Here is a 15,428-nt window from a genome sequence, read left to right on the forward strand (position 1 = left end):
CTGGACAGGGCCTGTCTTTGGTGCTTCCCTGCTGCCTGGCCACGGGGCGGACGCGAGCCTAGGCCCACCCGACCCAACGCAACGGGCACTACAAACGCAACCACCCCCACGACCCGGCCCCCTCCTCCCCAGAGCTTGCCCGCCGGCGAGGCACTTCTTCTTCTTTGACCCCAAACCCAAACCCAAAACCGCCCCCATTTCGGGTTCATCAACTCGCTTCCCGAACCCCTCACATGGCAGCATTCAAAGCACTGGGGAACCAGCACGCTACCGAGGGTGATCATGAAGGACGCATGCCGGACCGGCGGCTGAGCTGGCTGCTGGCGGCCAACGGGGTGGGCAACCTCGCCGACGGGATCGGCAAGGTCGCCTTTCCGCTGCTGGCCACGACCCTCACCCGGGACCCGGTGCAGATCGGCGCACTGTCCGCGACCCAGTTCCTGCCGTGGCTGCTGCTCGGCGTGTTCGCGGGGACGCTGGCGGACCGGGTGGACCGCAAGCGCGCCGTGCTGCTGGCCAACGCGATGCGGGCGGTGGTTGTCGGCCTGACCGCCCTGCTCGTGTACACCGGCGCGTTGTCGATCTGGCTCGTCTACGTCGCCGCGCTGCTGCTGGGCGCGGCCGAGACGGTGGCGGAGAGCGCGGGCAACGCGATGATCCCGGCGCTGGCCAGGCCGGATCAGCTGGAGAGCGCGAACAGCAAGTTCCAGGCCGCCGAGATCCTCGGCCAGACCTTCCTGGGCGGGCCGGTCGGCAGCCTGACGTTCGCGTTGTTCGCCGCGTTCCCGTTCCTGCTGAACTCGGCCGGGTTCGCCGTCGCCGCCGCGTTGCTCCTCGGGCTGACGGGCAGTTTCCGGCCGAAAACCCGAGCCGGGCCGACCCGGTTGCGCACCGATCTGGTCGACGGGCTGAAGTGGCTGGTCCACCATCCGCTGCTGTGCCGTCTGGTGGTGATCGCCGGGCTGATCAGCTTCGCCAGCGAGATGGCCCAGGCCCAGCTGGTGCTGTACGCGCTGGAGGACCTCGGGCTGAGCGAGGCCGCGTTCGGGCTGTTCACGTTCGTCGGCGGCATCGGCGGGCTGGCCGGCGCCGCGGTCGCGCCGCGGCTGGTGCGGCTCGCCGGGCGGCGGCCGGTGCTGGTGGCCGGGATCTTCGCCGGTGGCGTCGGGTTCGGCGCGATGGGCTTTGTCCACCAGCCGGTCGCCTCCGCCGCCCTGTTCGGCCTGTTCGCGGCGGCCGTCGTCGCGGTGAACGTGGTGCTGGCGACCGCCCGCCACGCCCTGGTGCCGAGCGAGCTGCTCGGCCGCGTGCTCGGGGTGTGGCGGACGGTCGTGTGGGGCGCGATCCCGCTCGGCGCGCTGGTCGGCGGCGCGCTGACGGAGGTGCTCGGCAGCGCGAGCGCCACCTTCGCGGTGTCCGGCGGCGCCCAGATCGCGCTGGCCGCGCTCGCCGCGCTGCTGCTGTGGCGGTTCTCGATGGACCGCGAGCCGGTCAGCTCTTCCTGAGCAGGAACCGCTGCAACTTGCCGCTCGGGGTTTTCGGCAGCTTGGACACGAAGTGCACCTGGCGCGGGTAGGCGTGCGCCGCGAACTTCGTCTTCACCAGCTGCTGCAGCTCCGCCACCAGCTCCTCGCCCGGCTCGGCGCCCTGGCGGAGCACGACGAACGCGGCCAGCACCTCGCCGCGCAGCTCGTCCGGCAGGCCGACCACGGCCGCCTCCGCGACGGCGTCGTGCTGCAGCAGCACGCTTTCCACCTCGAACGGGCCGATCCGGTACCCGGCCATCAGGATGACGTCGTCGTCGCGCGAGGCGAACGTGAAGTAGCCGTCCGCGGACTTCGTGGCCACGTCACCGGTCAGGTACCAGCGGCCGTCGGCGGAGAACCGCTCCGCCGTGCGATCCGGCGCGTCGCGGTAGCCGGTGAACCACATCAGCGGGCTGTGCTCCAGGTCGACGGCCACCCGGCCCTGCTCACCGGGCGGCGCGACCTCGTCGGCGTCGGGGCGCAGCACCTCGGCGCGCCAGCCGGGCAGCGCGCGTCCCATCGCCCCCGGCCGCAGCTCGCCGCGGACGTCCGGGTGCCAGCCGTTCGCGATCACCATGCCCAGCTCGGTCTGCCCGTAGTGGTCCAGGATCGGCACGCCGAACGCCTTCTCCGCCCACTCGATGACGTCCGGGTTCAGCGGCTCGCCCGCGGACGAGCAGTGCCGCAGCCGCAACCCGTCCGGCACGGGCACATCGGCGTTGCGCAGCGCGCGGTAGACCGTCGGCCCCGCCGTGAAGTTGGTGACGCCGAACCGGTCCAGCACCGAGTAGGTCAGCTCCGGGGAGAACCCGGCGTGCAGCAGCAGGCTGCGCTGCCCGAGCGCGAGCGGGCCGATCACGGCGTAGTACAGGCCGTAGGCCCACCCCGGGTCGGCGGCGTTCCAGAACACGTCGTCGGGCCGGTGGTCCAGGCCGAACTCCTGGTACATCCGGAACGCGGCGATCGCCCGCGCCGGGATCGGCACGCCCTTCGGCGCGCCGGTCGTGCCGGACGTGAACAGCTCGACGATCGTGCCGTCACCGCCGACGGCGACCGGCTCCGGCTGCGGTTCCGCGCGCAGCAGATCGGCGAACGCGATGTCGTCCCCGCTCGCCGCACCGGTGACGATCACGCGCCGCTCGCCGGGGACCTCGTCGAGCTTGGCGCGCTGCGACGGGTCGGCGACGACCACCTTGACTCCGCCGACCCGGGTTTCGATCGCGGGCGGCGCGAAGGCGGTGAACAGCGGCACCTGCACCGCGCCGAGCCGCCAGATCCCCAGTACGGCGACGACGAACTCGGCCGACTTCGTCATCAGCGTCGCGACCCGGTCGCCGCGCCCAATCCCCAGTTCCGCCAGCGCGGTGGCGAAGCGCGCGGAGGCGTCCCGCAGCTCGCCGAAGGTCAGGTCACGGCTGGTCAGGTCCGGTTCGACGACGGTGAAGGCCACGTCGCCGTCCGGGTGGTCGTCGCACAGCAGCCGGGCGACGCAGGCGTCCGGCCGGTCGTAGGGGGACGTCGGTGTCATGGACCCGATGGTCGTCGCCGGGGCCCGCGCGTGCCACCCCCGGATGGGGGCCGATCAGCGTATGGTGCGGGCGTCCGGTCGGTGCTGGAATGTCCTATGCGGATCAGTGAGTCCGAGGAGCCGGTGGCGGCGCGGCGCCGGCTGGTGCTGGCGGGTGTCGCCGGCTTCGCGGTGGGTGCGGGGATGATCGGCGTGCTGTGGGCGTCGACCACCGCGGTGAGCGGCCCGACCGCGGACGCGAAGGCCGCGTGCGCCGCGCTGGCCAGGGCCGAGCCGTTGCCCGAGGGCCGCGTCGGCCGCGGCACGCTCGAACCCGGCGTGCTGCAGCACATCATGGCGGCGGACGCGCTCGCGGCGGCGGCCGCCGAGGTCAGTTCGACCTACGACGACCTGGCCGACCACATCGACGGCGTGCGGCGGATGGCGCTGAGCCTCAACTTCGCCGATCCCAACGGTCGGCGGCACCTCGCCCAGGCGCGCGAAATCTGCGGCACCGTCTAGCTACTCGCCGTTGCCCTTTTCGATCGTCTTGACGGTGAGCTGGTCACCGGGGATCTTCTCGCTCGCGCAGCCCGTCGTGGGCAGCTCGACGAACATCGACGCCGTCTCCTGCGGCGGGTAGACCCGCAGGCCGCGCACCGGCTGCGGCTGGCAGGTCACGGTGTCGTAGTTCTGCACGTTGACGAACCCGACCTCGGCGTAGGCGGTGTCGCCGTTGTTCAGCGTGAACGCGCCGCCCTTCTCGCCCTGCCGGACCGCCGCCGGGCCCACCTGGTGGCCGTCCTCCCCGGCGACGTACGAGACGCCCGGGAAGCCCTGGATCACACACGGACGGTCACTCACGTTGGTGAAGATCAGCGGCCGGTAGACGGTGCCCGCACCGGCGTCGCCGCGGCCGAGGGTCAGCTTGAGGTCGCCGGACTTGCACAGCGTCTCGCCGGCCTTCGTGCTGGTCGCCGCGTCCGGTTCGGTTGTCGACTGGGACGTGGACGGGCTGCTGGAGGTGGCCCCTGGCGTCGTCGGCGCCCCCGACTGCGGCTGGGCGTTCTCCGTGCCCGCGGTCCCGCAACCGGCCAGGACGGCCGCCACTGCCGCCGTCGCCACACCCAGCCCGATGCGCGGGAAATGTCCTCGAACCACGATCTTTCCCCTCCCTGTGCCGATCGGAGCACTACCCGGGAGACGTGCGGTCCACACGCCGGGTTGCGTGGTGTCACGCGATTTTCCGACGACCCATCGCGACATGCGGTGAAACTACAACAAGACACGCTGCGTCACCGCCCGACAAGTCGCCTACATGGGCAAACCGGCCCAGTTCAGGCACTGCCAGCCACCATCCGCGGCGATCTCCAGTTCGACGATGCCGGTGTTCGGGATCAGGCCCTGATCGGCCAGCTCGGGCCGCACATTCGGGGCCAGCCACTCCGCACCGATGCGGATCAGCCCGCCGTGCGAGACCAGCACCACGACACCGTCCGATCGGGTGAGGTCGTGGCGCTCGGCGAGACCGGCGATCGCACCGGTGAACCGCGCCCTGGCCTGCTCGCCGGACTCCCCGCCGGGCATCGCGACGTGCAGCTCGCCGCGCGTCCAGTGGCTGAGCACCGTCAGGTAGTGCTCGATCGCCTCCCGGTCGTGGCGGCCCTCCAGGTCCCCGACGACGATCTCGTGCACACCCTCGACCCGCTCCACCGTCATGCCCAGCGCCTGGGCGAGCGGGGCGGCCGTCTGCTGCGCACGGGTCGCGTGCGAGGCGTAGACCGCCTCCACCGGCTCGGTCGCGAGCTTCTCGGCCAGCTGCCGCGCCTGCTCGTGGCCCAGCTCGGTGAGCGGCGGCCCGGGCAGCGCGGTGTCCAGCTTCTTCGCGACGTTGGCCGCGGTCTGCCCGTGCCGGACCAGGTACAGCTTCACGCCTGCTCCCCTCTCTGCACCGCGGCGACCCAGTCCGCGGCGTCGGTGAAGTCTTCGTTGCGGGCGGCCGGTTCGATGGTCGCCGTCACCCCGTCGGCCCTGGCGAACGAACCGAGGAAACGGACATCCCGGCAGCGGCGGCGCAGCGCGGCGAGCGCGTCGGCGATGCGCGGCTCGGCGACGTGTCCCTCGAAGTCGATGAAGAACCGGTACTCGCCGAAGTTCTGCTTGTTCGGGCGGGCGTCCAGGCGGGTCAGGTTGATGCCGCGGGTCGCGAGCTCGGTGAGCAGTTCGGCGAGCGCGCCGGTGCGGTTGGCGGCCGCGGCGACGATCGAGGTGCGGTCCGCGCCGGTCGGCTCCGGCAACGCCACCGGGGGCCGCCGCATCAGCAGGAACCGGGTGCGGGCGTCGCGGACGTCGGCGACCTCCGTCGCCAGCACCTTGAGCGGGTAGTGCTCGACGGCGACCGGCGCGGTCACGGCGGCGTCGAACTCCCCTGCCTGCACGGCGACCGCGGCCGCCGCGGTCGAGCCGGCCGCCACCGCGCGGGCGCCGGGCAGGTTGTCCTCCAGCCACTTCCGGACCTGCGCGAGCGCGTGCGGATGGCTCGCCACAGTACGGATTTCGCCGACGTCGTCCCGCGTGAGAACGCTGAAGTGCACTGGTAGCAAGGCTTCCGCAACACCGATCAACGGCTCGCCGACGGCGAGGCTGTCCAGCGTCGCGGGAACCGCGCCCTCGACGGAGTTTTCGACCGGCACGCATGCCGCGTCCGCTTCGCCGCGCCGAACGGCGTCCAGCGCCTTGGGAATCGTCTCGGCGGCGACGAGTTCGTCCCCCGCCGCCGTGAAGGTGCGCGCCGCCTGCTCGGTGAACGTCCCGACCGGCCCGAAATATGCGATCCGTGACACGCGGACAGGCTACGCACCGCGCCGCGTCTTGGTTTGTTCAGGCATTCGAGTGCGCCGCGTGGTTACGCGGGATCGTGTTTTTTGGCATGGTGTAGGGGTGACTGCCGAATCGGGCACCCAACCCACCGGCAACCGAACGGAGGACCAGGTCGCACCCTCGACTCCCGTCCTGGTGCTGTGTGCCGTCGACGAACCACTCGCCAGCGCGTGGCGCTCCGTTGTGGACACGATGACCGGATCGGTGCTCGTGCACCGGGGTTCGGTGCTGGACGTGGTCGCCGACGCCGTGGTGAGCCCGGCGAACTCGTTCGGCTGGATGCGCGGCGGGATCGACGCCGTGTACGCGCGCGCCTTCCCGAACGTCGAGCAGAACGTCCGCAGCACGATCCTCGCCTACCACGGCGGCGAGCTGCCGGTGGGCAGCGCGGTCGTGGTCCCGACCGGCGAGCCCGCCCCCGCGTGGCTGATCAGCGCGCCGACGATGCGTGAACCCGGCGAGCGCCTGCCCGCCGACACGGTCCACCCGTACCTGGCGGCGCGGGCGGTGTTCCTGCAGTGGCGCGACGGCGTGCTGGAGCAGGGCGTGGCGGTGCGCGCGGTCGTCGGCACCATCGCGATGCCCGGTCTCGGCACCGGCGTCGGCGGGGTCAGCCCGGAGACCTGCGCGCGCCAGGTGGCGGCGGCCTGGGACGAGGTCTTCCGGCGCAGCTAGCACTCCCGCGCTGGTCAGGCATGGTTTCCGGGGTGCGTGTAGAAGGTCACAGCGCATTTACGCGCCGTAAGACCTACCGTTGAACCTGCGTTACCGGAGATGTCGACGCCAGCCCAGCCCACCGACGGGCAAGGAGTGTGGGAATGCCACGGGTACGTGAGCTCAGCCCGTACGTCGAGCTCCACCGGGAGCAGTGGCGGGAGCTGCGTCGCAGCACCCCGTTGCCGCTGACTGCCGAGGAGCTGCGCGGTCTGCGGGGGCTCGGGGAGCAGATCGATCTGACCGAGGTCGCCGAGGTCTACCTGCCGCTGTCGCGGATGATCAACCTGCAGGTCGCGGCGCGTCAACGCCTCTACGAAGCCACCACGACCTTCCTCGGCGAGGACTGCCGCGGCACGAAGGTGCCGTTCGTGATCGGCATCGCGGGCAGCGTCGCGGTCGGCAAGTCGACCACCGCGCGGATCCTGCGCACCCTGCTCGCCCGCTGGCCCGACCACCCGCGCGTCGACCTGGTGACCACCGACGGCTTCCTCTACCCGAAGGCCGAGCTGGTCCGCCGCGGCATCATGCACCGCAAGGGCTTCCCGGAGAGCTACGACCGCCGCGCGCTGCTGCGGTTCGTCTCCGACGTCAAGTCCGGCGCCGAGTCGGTCAGCGCGCCGGTGTACTCGCACCTCGCCTACGACATCCTGCCCGGCGAGGAGCAGGTCGTGAACCGGCCGGACATCCTCATCATCGAGGGCCTGAACGTGCTGCAGCCCGGTCCGAGCCTGACGGTGTCGGACCTGTTCGACTTCTCCATCTACGTGGACGCGCACATCGAGGACATCGAGCGCTGGTACGTGGAGCGGTTCCTGAAGCTGCGCAGCACGGCGTTCGCGGACCCGGCCTCGCACTTCCACCACTTCGCGACGCTGGACGACGTGGAGGCCCGCGCCGAGGCGCGGCACCTGTGGCGCACGATCAACGAGCCGAACCTGGTGGAGAACATCCTGCCGACCCGCCCGCGCGCGACGCTGGTGCTCCGGAAGGACCCGGACCACAGCATCAACCGCGTCCGCCTGCGCAAACTGTAGGCGCGGCCTCGGCCGAATGGCTGACCCCGGTGACCGAGCGGTAACCGGTTGGCCGATACCGCCGGCACTTCGCAAAGCTCACCCTGGAGTGCAGGAAATGCGCCCTGACCAGGGAGGAGGCACGCCGATGTTCGCGATCATCATCACGTGGATCGGCGCCGTGCTCGGTATCACGGTGCTGCTGGTGATGGCCTTCGGTGCGTTCGTCCTCGATTTCGAAGACGCTCTCGCCGACCGCCGCCGCAAGCGCCCGCTCGACCCCGTGGCCGTGGAGAGCCCGACCGCGGTCCCCTAGTCCTCCGCGCCCGGGTCCAGCTCGTCGAGGGCGGCGACGTAGTCGTCGAGGTCGAACTCCAGCTCGCCGTCCTCGTCCTGGGTGAGGTGCTCCTCCAGGACCGCCGTCAGCTCGGCCAGCACCTCGTCGCGCTCCAGGCCGGACTCGCTGAGGCGCTGGGCGGCGATCCAGGTCTCGGCGGGCTCGCCGTCCCACAGCTGGTCGACCACCGTCGTCAGCGCCACCGCCCGCAGCTCCGACTCGTCGTCGTCCTCGAACTCGGCCGCGAACTCGCTCAGCACCAGCATGCGGCGCTGCTCGGGGTCGGACGGGTCGAGCTCGACCTCGTCGTCCTCGGTCTCGACCGTCAGCGACGGCAGCGCGAACTGGCGGCGTTCCAGCAGGTCCTGCACGTCCTCCGGGGTCAGGTCCTCCGAACCCGCCAGGTAGGCGTCCAATGCGGACTCCTCCTCCGGCTCGCGGTCGTCCAGCCGGTCCTCGACCGCCTCGACCAGCGCGGTCAGGGCGTCCTCCGGCAGGCCCTGGCGCTCGCCGAACACGCGCGCCCACACCGGCAGCAGCGCGGCCATCGCCGCGTCCTGCTCCTCGGTCAGCTCGATCTGCCCGTCGTCCACGAAGTCCACAAAGGACTCCAGCTTGGCTGGGCCGACCCGCAGCGGGCGCCGTGCGTCGTGCTCCAGGCCGAACTCGATCAGCCGCAGCGCGACCACGCGGGCGTCCTCGGTGTCGCCGACCTCGTTCCCGGCCGCGGCGAAGAACGAGTCGATGACCTCGGCCTGCTCCTCGACCGACAGCGGCTCCGGCTCCGCGACCTCCGCCGGCTCCGGCAACGTGCGCAGCCGGGCGAGCGCGAGCGCGCGGAACCGGACGAAGTCCTCGCCCACCTCGGGCTCGGCCTGCCACTCGGTGCCCGCGAACGCGTCCGCGATCACCTCGTGGGCCTGCTCCGGGCTGATCTCCGCGGACTCGCCGACCGTCCGCAGCTCGGCCAGCACGTCCTGCGGCGACTCGACGATCGCGGCGTCGGTGACCCACCCGCCGAAGCTGCCGTAGTTGATCGACACGACCAGCCCGTGGTCGCCGAACGACACCAGCACCGAGCTCTCGTCGCCGTAGACGTCGGTGGCGCGCCAGCAGGCGCCGGGCGTGACCTGGTTCAGCTTCGCGGCCCAGGCCGGCTCGGGCAGCCCGAACTTCTCCAGCGCCAGGCCCGCGGCCTCGCGCTGGTCCTCGTCCGTGGCCAGCACCCGCAGCGCGGCGAGCGGCGCCACCAGGCGCTCCGGCTCGGCGGCGCTCGCGGCGAGGTCGATCAGGCCTGCCGCGAGGTCGTCGTCGGCCTCCCACCACTCGCCGAGGATCTCCGAGGTGACCAGCTCGACGCGGGTCGGATCGGCGTCGTTCCCCAGTTCGGCGAAGGCGTTCAGAACCTCGTCGAAGGCGGTCTCCGGCTGCGGCACCTCGGTCATGCGCTCATGTTCGCACCAGCCGCGGCCGGGCCGACGCGCGGGATCGGCGTTTCACTCCTTGGGCAGCGCGATCCGGGCGTTCCGGATCTCGGTGATCAACCGGGCCTTCCGCTTGTGCCTGCCGACCAGTTCGGCCAGGTAGGGCGCGAAGTCCGCCGGGCGGCCGACCGTGCGGTACAGCGTGCGCAGCCGGCGCAGGGCGCGGGCGGCCTCGCGGTACTGCTCGACGGTCCGGCCGCCGATCAGCTCCTCTACGTGGCGCCGGTGGACCTCCAGCAGCTCCGCCGCCTCGTCCTCGCGGCCTGCCCCGACCAGTGCCTCGATCAGCGCGTCCGCGTTGGCGACGGTCGGCTCGCGGTCGAACTCCGCGCGCCGCAGGCCCAGCACGTCGTCGGCGAGTTCGGTGGCTGCGGGGTCCTGCTTGAGCGCCCGCGCCGCGTAGGTGATCGCCTCGCTCGTGCGGCCGGCGGCGCGCAGCACCCGCACGATCCGCAGGCTCGCCTCCATGCTCGGCAGCTGCCTGGACAGGATCGCGACCAGGCCGTCCACGTCGCCGGAGATCTCCACCAGCTGCTCGTGCAGCCGCTCGGCGACCGGCCGTTTCGCCCGGTCGCGGCCTGCCCGGTCGACGTGGGACCGCAGCTGGGCCAGCCCGGTCTCGCCGAGCGGGACGGCGAACTGGGCCAGGTCGATCTCGGTCCGCCCGTCGAAAGCGATGCCGGCGAGCCAGTCCGCCAGCTCGACGGGGTCCGGCGGCCGGGCCGCGCAGGCCCGCGCGTAGAGGCCGAGGGCGCGCCGCAGTTCGGCGCCGTCGCCCTCGTCGCGGCAGATGCGCTCGACGGTGCGCCGGGCCAGCGGGGCGACGTCGGCGCGGGTGCCGGAGTCGAGCAGCCGCTGCACGGTGTCCAGCACCGGGCCGATCTTCGCGACCTCCGCCTGCGGCTCGGTCGCCGCGGCCCGCAGTTCGAGCGACCGCCGCAGGTCCGGATCGCGTTCGGCCTGTTCGTGGAGCAGTCCGGCCAGCGTCTCGGAGTCGAGGGAGGACAGGTAGGCGCGGAGATCCGTCACCCCGCACATCCTGGCCTACTCGCGTCGCAGCGCGATCGGCGCGGCACCGCCTGTTTCATGATCGAAATCCGCGTCTTCCTCGGCGAGCAGGTCGCGGAACTCCTCGGTGATCTCGTCCAGCTCCTCCAGCAGCCGGTCGATCGCGGCCGGCCGCAGCCCGGAGCGCTCGCCCGCCCAGCGGCCCCACGGCGGCAGGACCTCTGGCAGGGTCGCCAGGAACTCCTCGGGGAATCCCTCGGCGTTGAGGACGTCCTCGAGGAGGAGGTCGAACTTGCCGGGGCCCACCCGCAGCGGGCGGCCGAAGTCGTCGTCGCAGCCGTAGTCCACGACGAACCGGACGCAGTCGGTGAACCAGCGGTCGTCGCGGACGCCGTCGGCCTCGGCGAGGAAGGCGCGCACCAGCTCCTCCCGCTCCTCCTCGGTGAACGTCGGCGGCTCCGCGGGCGGCTCGGCGGGCGGCATGGCGCGCAGCCGGGCAGCGACCAGCCCGCGCAGCGGGGTGAGCGGGTCCTCGGCGATCACGTCCGGCAGCAGGGCCGCGGCGCTGTCGTTGACCGCGACCGCGTCCTCCAGGATGCGGCGCGCCCTCGCCAGGGGGATCTGCTCGGTCACCAGGACCTCGCTGGCCTCCTCGCCCGCGCGCATGCTGTCCACCAGGTCGTCCACGTGGTCGGTGAGGTAGACGTCGCCGAGGCCGCCGCCGCTGAGCTCGACCTCGGCGACGAGCCCGTGCGCGTGGCCGGCCCGGTCGGCGCACAGCAGCAGGGTGGCCCCGTCGCCGTACACGTCGGCCTGCTGCCAGCACCCGGTGACGGTGAGGTCGCCCAGGTCCCAGGGCGGTTCGGGCATCGCGGAGAACGCGTCCGCCGCCGCTTCGGCCCTGCCGCGCTGCTCCTCGGTGAGGGCCAGGTGCTGCAGCATCCGCAGCAGCGCGCGGGCGGCCGGGCTCGGACGGCGGGCGGCGTCGTCGATCAGCGGCAACACGACGTCGCGGCCTTCGTCGGAGGGGTGCCAGAGGTCGCCGAGGATCGTCGAGGCCATCAGCTCGACCTCGATCGGGTCGCGCTCGGCCAGCGCGTCCTCCGCGTCGGCGAGCACGGTCTTGAGCAGCTGCCGACGCTCGTCGGAGACGCCGGACTTCTTCTTCGCGGGCTTTCGCTTCCGGCTGACCGGGCTCATGCGCCCATGGTGGCAGCTCCGCGGCCGGGGACCACCCTGGGCAGGGCGATGCGCGCATTGCGGACCTCGACGAGCAGGCGGGTCTTGCGCTTGTGCGTCTCGACCAAGCCGGCCAGGTACTCGCCGAACTCCGGCACCCGGTCCGCGCGTTTGTGCAGGGCCCGCAGCTCACGCAGCCGCTGGGCCGCCTCGCGGTAGCCGCCGGGGTCCTTGAGCTGGATCAGCTCGTCGACGTGCAGGCGGTAGACGGGGATCGCCTGAGCCGGGTCGTGTTCGGCGAGGCGGGCGAGCGCCTGCTCGCGTTCCTCGGGCCAGCGGCCGAGCTCCTCGGCGGCGGCGCGCAGCGCGCGGTAGGTGTCCGGCGAGGGGTGGCGGCGGAACTCCGCGCGACGCAGGGCCAGCACACCCTCGCGCGGGTGCACGACGGTGCGGGCGGCGTGGGCGATGGCCTCGCCGTGGCGGCCCGCGGAGCGCAGCAGGCGGACGATGCGCAGCGTGGTCGCCGGGGTGGGCGGCTTTGCGGACAGGATCGCGAGGAGGGTGTCGACGTCGCCGGTGACCTCGGCGAGCTGCTCGGTCAGGCGGCGGGTGGCGTCGTTCTCCGGAGCCTCGCCGAGCGCGGCCTTCAGGTGCGCGAGCCCTTCGTCGCCGAGCGCGGCGGCGAAGTCGGCGAGGTTGATCTCTGGCCAGCCGGGCCGGTCGAGCTGCGTTTCCAGGATCCAGTCGGCGAGTTCGCGCGGGTCGGGTGGGTGGACGGCGCAGGCGCGGGCGTAGAGGCCGATCGCGCGGCGCAGCTCGGCGCCGGTGGCCTCGGTGTCGGCCATGCGGCGGGCCAGCGGGGTCAGGTCGGCCTGGGTGCCGGCGTCGAGGAGTCGTTGCAGAGTGTCGAGAACCGGACCGACGGTGCCGTGCGCGACGGCGCGCAACTCCAGCTCGTGTCGTAACCGCGGGTCACGGTCCGCCTGTTCGAGGAGGAGTTCGGCCAGCGTCTCCGCGTCGAGAGTGCGCAGGTAGGCACGCAGATCCGGGGCCGAGGTCATGCGGACAATCCTGCCGCACCCGATGGAAGGAGACCGTCACCCAACAGCGTCGTCTTCTCTGACGCTGCGTGAGCGTCAGCAGGGGCTGAGCCACTGGAAGAAGTAGCCGGTCTCCGCGCCACGATCGAGGTCGTCCAGGAGGGGGACAGGCGAGATCTCCGGGACGCTGCGCGGGTACGGGCGCCAGCGTCCCGCGTCGGCGAGGTAGTAGAGCGACCACATCTCGTCCAGGCCGTAGCGGAGCTGCGCGAACGGCCGTTCGGCGGCACCGCCGCTGGCCCATTCGGCGCGCCGCTCGACGAGGGTCACGATGCGCCCGCGCCAGCGGGACATCACGCTGTACTCGCCGCGCTGACCAGCCGGAACCCGCCGCTCACACCAGCGATCGATCTGGCGTTGCTGGAGCTCGGGGATCGGCGACATACCCACAGTGATACCGCAACCCGATCGGGTCGTGCGGCACCGGATACTGCGCCCTGTGACGCTCGACGATCTGCAACGGCGGCTGGCCGAGTTCGCCGCCGCCCGGGACTGGCAACGGTTCCACACGCCGAAGAACCTGGTGATGGCCCTGTCCGGGGAGGTGGGCGAGCTGACGGCGCTGTTCCAGTGGCTGACGCCCGCGGAGTCCGCCTCGGTGCTCGACGACCCGGCCACGCGCGCCGCGGTGCTCGACGAACTGGCCGACGTGACCATCTACCTCGCCCGGCTGGCCGACGTGCTCGGCGTGGACCTCCTGGAAGCCGCCGAAGCAAAGGTGAACCACAACGAGTCACGCTTCCCGGTTGATCAGAGATCCGCGTCCCCGGCCTCGGGCTCGTCCGGTTCGAACGAATCCGGGCGGTCCGCGTCCGGTTCCTGAACGGTCCGGGTGGCCGGCTTCCCCATTGCCCGGTCCACGAGCTCCAGGAGCGATCGCGACCGGTTGGCGAAGAAGGTCTCGAAGTCGGCGGCGCGGAGGGCGCCCGGATCGATGTGGTGGGTGCGCAGCAGCGTGTCCACCTGCTCGGACGGGAGCCCGGCCTCGCGGTCGACCTTCTCCAGGTACTCCTTCGGTGACCGGCCGCCGATCATCCTGTTCGTCCGCGAGGACAGCGCCGTCTTGTTGACGATGCTCTCCCGGCGGTCCATGTCGACCCCGTTCTCGACGCACCACTTCTTCGGGAAGATGTGGTGGATGTCCACGCTGTGGTTGAAGAACGAGGCCAGATCGAGGTGCTGGTCGTAGATCCAGTCCCGGCATCCGTCGCGCATGAGCAGCGCGTACACGCCCTTGTAGGCCGCGCTGTTGCGCGTCCGCATCGTGATCAGGCGCTGCTCGTGGAAGGTCGCGTCGACCACCGTCTGCGGCTCCCGCCCCGACCCCGTCAGCCAGTCCACGACGCCTTCGAGGTCGCGGGCGAACCGGGTCTCGACCGATCCGCCGTACATCTCGCCGAGGACGCCCGACCAGTACCAGCGCTCGATCTTGGCGGCGTTCGCGTGGAACTCGGCAGCCTGTCCGAGGACGGCGTGGATCGCGGCGAGCGGCACGATCTGCGTGCGGTAGGGCAGGTCCGCCGACCGGAAGACGCGCTGCTGGTTCAAGAACGCTGCGACCCAGTGCAGCGACTTCTCGATGCGCGGCGCGATAGCGAGGTACTCGCGCAGCGAGAGCCGTAGGATGTCGCGGCGCTTGCAGGACACGGCCGAGGTGCCGCCGCGCCGCTCGAAGGTGGCGACCAGCGTGACGGCCTGCAGGAAGTCGGTGTTCTCGAACCCCTGCAGCACCCGATGCTGTTTCAGGTTCTCCTGGATCCGTTTCCAGTCATCAGCGAGGCGGAAGTCGTCACCGTGCTCCTCGTAGTGCCACTGCTCGCCCGCGAATGTCGCGGTCACCAGCTCGAACACGTTGAGCGGGACACCACCGGTGTTGACCTTCTCGAAGACCGTGCTGACCGCTTCCTTCGGGGTTTCCTTGGTCAGCTTGATGACCGGCACCATGTAGGTCTGGATCTTGGTGAGCACTTCGTCCTGGAACCGTTGCCAGCGCTGCTGACGATCTTCAGAGGTCTTGAAGTACTGGAGGGCCCAGCCGAGGATCGAAGCGCCCTCCAGCGCGCGGGAGAGCGGGAAGACTCCAGCGGCACACTCGAGCTCCGGCGTCGAGTAGTCCGCGACGACGCGTCGCCCGAAGTCCTCACGCAGGACTTTGTCCTCCGGAACGGACACGATGGCTTCGTCTCGGTCACCCTCGTCACCGAGTGCCTTGTCGATGTCGATGTAGTACCAGCGCCTCAGCTTCTGCTTGCGCGCGTCCAACGTCTCCACAGCGGTGCCCGCCTTGAGGGCCCGGAAGAGCGAGGTCAGACGCTGCTGGCCGTCGAGGAGCAGCTGCTCGGGCTCGACGACATCGCCCGTCACGCCGCTCAGCGGCTTGGGCTTGAACCTGACCGAGTCGCTGCCCGTCTCGAGAGTCATCACGACGCCGATGGGATAGCCGAGTGACACCGTCGTGAGCAGGGACTTGATGTGGTCGTCGTCCCACTTCCACTCACGCTGGAAGTCGGGCAACTGGACCTTTCCCTTCCCGATGTCGGTGAGCAACTCGTTGAGCGGGACGTCTGGACTCTCGAACGGCATGAGCGGTGACCTCGAATCGGAACGGGCATGATCGCCTTCGTTCAGTCGCGCAGGGTTTGAACGGCGTTACGACTCGTGTCCGACCTGTGACAGC

15 protein-coding genes and 1 pseudogene are annotated in these 15,428 nt (G+C 71.4%); 6 read left to right on the forward strand and 10 right to left on the reverse strand.

Features of this window, described 5'->3' with window-relative positions; genetic code table 11:
- The first annotated feature begins 293 nt into the window (after positions 1–293).
- Positions 294–1,505, forward strand: coding sequence for an MFS transporter (locus tag ACCP09_RS27505; protein ID WP_433751485.1), 1,212 nt, complete (start codon positions 294–296; stop codon positions 1,503–1,505).
- Here ACCP09_RS27505 and ACCP09_RS27510 read toward each other — a convergent pair.
- Positions 1,492–3,054: an AMP-binding protein gene (locus tag ACCP09_RS27510; RefSeq protein WP_433751487.1), complete on the reverse strand. Its 1,563-nt coding sequence runs from the start codon at positions 3,052–3,054 to the stop codon at positions 1,492–1,494. The two genes, ACCP09_RS27505 and ACCP09_RS27510, sit on opposite strands and share 14 nt — an antisense overlap.
- A 96-nt stretch (positions 3,055–3,150) precedes the next feature.
- On the opposite strand from ACCP09_RS27510, the gene ACCP09_RS27515 reads away from it, so the two are divergent.
- A complete protein-coding gene (locus tag ACCP09_RS27515) occupies positions 3,151–3,555 on the forward strand; it encodes a hypothetical protein (protein ID WP_017986161.1) in 405 nt (134 codons plus the stop codon).
- On the opposite strand, the gene ACCP09_RS27520 is transcribed toward ACCP09_RS27515, so the two are convergent.
- From ACCP09_RS27520 to pheA, 3 genes are all read right to left on the reverse strand, one after another.
- The gene (locus ACCP09_RS27520) at positions 3,556–4,194 is read right to left on the reverse strand and encodes a DUF4232 domain-containing protein (RefSeq protein WP_037322728.1); all 639 of its coding nucleotides are present in this window, start codon (positions 4,192–4,194) and stop codon (positions 3,556–3,558) included.
- Positions 4,195–4,347: 153 nt separating this feature from the next.
- Complete coding sequence (locus ACCP09_RS27525) at positions 4,348–4,965, reverse strand: histidine phosphatase family protein (protein ID WP_123684265.1); 618 nt, start codon at positions 4,963–4,965, stop codon at positions 4,348–4,350.
- Positions 4,962–5,876 carry a prephenate dehydratase gene (gene pheA / locus ACCP09_RS27530; RefSeq protein ID WP_027933030.1) on the reverse strand — a complete coding sequence of 305 codons (915 nt, stop codon included), beginning with the start codon at positions 5,874–5,876 and terminating at the stop codon, positions 4,962–4,964. The genes ACCP09_RS27525 and pheA overlap by 4 nt, the downstream gene beginning before the upstream one ends.
- A 97-nt stretch (positions 5,877–5,973) precedes the next feature.
- On the opposite strand from pheA, the gene ACCP09_RS27535 reads away from it, so the two are divergent.
- The 3 genes from ACCP09_RS27535 to ACCP09_RS27545 all read left to right on the forward strand — a co-directional run bounded on the left by ACCP09_RS27535 (position 5,974) and on the right by ACCP09_RS27545 (position 7,959).
- Positions 5,974–6,588 carry a macro domain-containing protein gene (locus tag ACCP09_RS27535; protein ID WP_027933031.1) on the forward strand — a complete coding sequence of 205 codons (615 nt, stop codon included), beginning with the start codon at positions 5,974–5,976 and terminating at the stop codon, positions 6,586–6,588.
- A 143-nt stretch (positions 6,589–6,731) separates the two neighbouring features.
- Positions 6,732–7,664 carry a type I pantothenate kinase gene (gene coaA, locus ACCP09_RS27540; protein ID WP_017986156.1) on the forward strand — a complete coding sequence of 311 codons (933 nt, stop codon included), beginning with the start codon at positions 6,732–6,734 and terminating at the stop codon, positions 7,662–7,664.
- Between the two features lie 127 nt (positions 7,665–7,791).
- Positions 7,792–7,959, forward strand: coding sequence for a hypothetical protein (locus ACCP09_RS27545; RefSeq protein WP_167344619.1), 168 nt, complete (start codon positions 7,792–7,794; stop codon positions 7,957–7,959).
- Here ACCP09_RS27545 and ACCP09_RS27550 read toward each other — a convergent pair.
- The 5 genes from ACCP09_RS27550 to ACCP09_RS27570 all read right to left on the reverse strand — a co-directional run bounded on the left by ACCP09_RS27550 (position 7,956) and on the right by ACCP09_RS27570 (position 13,135).
- A complete protein-coding gene (locus ACCP09_RS27550) occupies positions 7,956–9,425 on the reverse strand; it encodes a hypothetical protein (protein WP_378334517.1) in 1,470 nt (489 codons plus the stop codon). The two genes, ACCP09_RS27545 and ACCP09_RS27550, sit on opposite strands and share 4 nt — an antisense overlap.
- Before the next feature lie 51 nt (positions 9,426–9,476).
- Complete coding sequence (locus ACCP09_RS27555; protein ID WP_037322730.1) at positions 9,477–10,502, reverse strand: hypothetical protein; 1,026 nt, start codon at positions 10,500–10,502, stop codon at positions 9,477–9,479.
- 6 nt (positions 10,503–10,508) lie between these two features.
- Positions 10,509–11,672 (reverse strand): hypothetical protein, encoded by a 1,164-nt coding sequence (locus ACCP09_RS27560; protein ID WP_433751492.1) that lies wholly within the window; start codon positions 11,670–11,672, stop codon positions 10,509–10,511.
- A complete protein-coding gene (locus tag ACCP09_RS27565; protein WP_123684269.1) occupies positions 11,669–12,712 on the reverse strand; it encodes a hypothetical protein in 1,044 nt (347 codons plus the stop codon). Before ACCP09_RS27565 ends, ACCP09_RS27560 begins: the two co-directional genes overlap by 4 nt.
- Positions 12,713–12,787: 75 nt before the next feature.
- The gene (locus ACCP09_RS27570; RefSeq protein WP_020416402.1) at positions 12,788–13,135 is read right to left on the reverse strand and encodes a hypothetical protein; all 348 of its coding nucleotides are present in this window, start codon (positions 13,133–13,135) and stop codon (positions 12,788–12,790) included.
- A gap of 55 nt (positions 13,136–13,190) precedes the next feature.
- On the opposite strand from ACCP09_RS27570, the pseudogene ACCP09_RS27575 reads away from it, so the two are divergent.
- Positions 13,191–13,496 (forward strand): annotated as a pseudogene (locus tag ACCP09_RS27575) (nucleotide pyrophosphohydrolase); the annotation flags it as partial.
- A gap of 5 nt (positions 13,497–13,501) precedes the next feature.
- Here the strand turns inward: ACCP09_RS27575 and ACCP09_RS27580 are convergent.
- On the reverse strand, positions 13,502–15,334 hold the full coding sequence (locus ACCP09_RS27580) for a GmrSD restriction endonuclease domain-containing protein (RefSeq protein WP_433751494.1): 1,833 nt from the start codon (positions 15,332–15,334) through the stop codon (positions 13,502–13,504).
- Positions 15,335–15,428 lie beyond the last annotated feature (94 nt).

It is taken from the genome of Amycolatopsis sp. 3B14, assembly GCF_050958625.1.
GTDB lineage: Bacteria > Actinomycetota > Actinomycetes > Mycobacteriales > Pseudonocardiaceae > Amycolatopsis_E > Amycolatopsis_E thermoflava.

Bases quoted from the DNA above. Each gene is read 5' to 3' on its own strand.
- ACCP09_RS27515 (WP_017986161.1), top strand. From the start codon at position 3,151: ATGCGGATCAGTGAGTCCGAGGAGCCGGTGGCGGCGCGGCGCCGGCTG.
- ACCP09_RS27545 (WP_167344619.1), top strand. From the start codon at position 7,792: ATGTTCGCGATCATCATCACGTGGATCGGCGCCGTGCTCGGTATCACG.
- ACCP09_RS27505 (WP_433751485.1), top strand. From the start codon at position 294: ATGCCGGACCGGCGGCTGAGCTGGCTGCTGGCGGCCAACGGGGTGGGC.
- ACCP09_RS27510 (WP_433751487.1), bottom strand. From the start codon at position 3,054: ATGACACCGACGTCCCCCTACGACCGGCCGGACGCCTGCGTCGCCCGG.
- ACCP09_RS27570 (WP_020416402.1), bottom strand. From the start codon at position 13,135: ATGTCGCCGATCCCCGAGCTCCAGCAACGCCAGATCGATCGCTGGTGT.
- coaA (WP_017986156.1), top strand. From the start codon at position 6,732: ATGCCACGGGTACGTGAGCTCAGCCCGTACGTCGAGCTCCACCGGGAG.
- ACCP09_RS27550 (WP_378334517.1), bottom strand. From the start codon at position 9,425: ATGACCGAGGTGCCGCAGCCGGAGACCGCCTTCGACGAGGTTCTGAAC.
- ACCP09_RS27555 (WP_037322730.1), bottom strand. From the start codon at position 10,502: ATGTGCGGGGTGACGGATCTCCGCGCCTACCTGTCCTCCCTCGACTCC.
- ACCP09_RS27560 (WP_433751492.1), bottom strand. From the start codon at position 11,672: ATGAGCCCGGTCAGCCGGAAGCGAAAGCCCGCGAAGAAGAAGTCCGGC.
- ACCP09_RS27580 (WP_433751494.1), bottom strand. From the start codon at position 15,334: ATGCCGTTCGAGAGTCCAGACGTCCCGCTCAACGAGTTGCTCACCGAC.
- ACCP09_RS27565 (WP_123684269.1), bottom strand. From the start codon at position 12,712: ATGACCTCGGCCCCGGATCTGCGTGCCTACCTGCGCACTCTCGACGCG.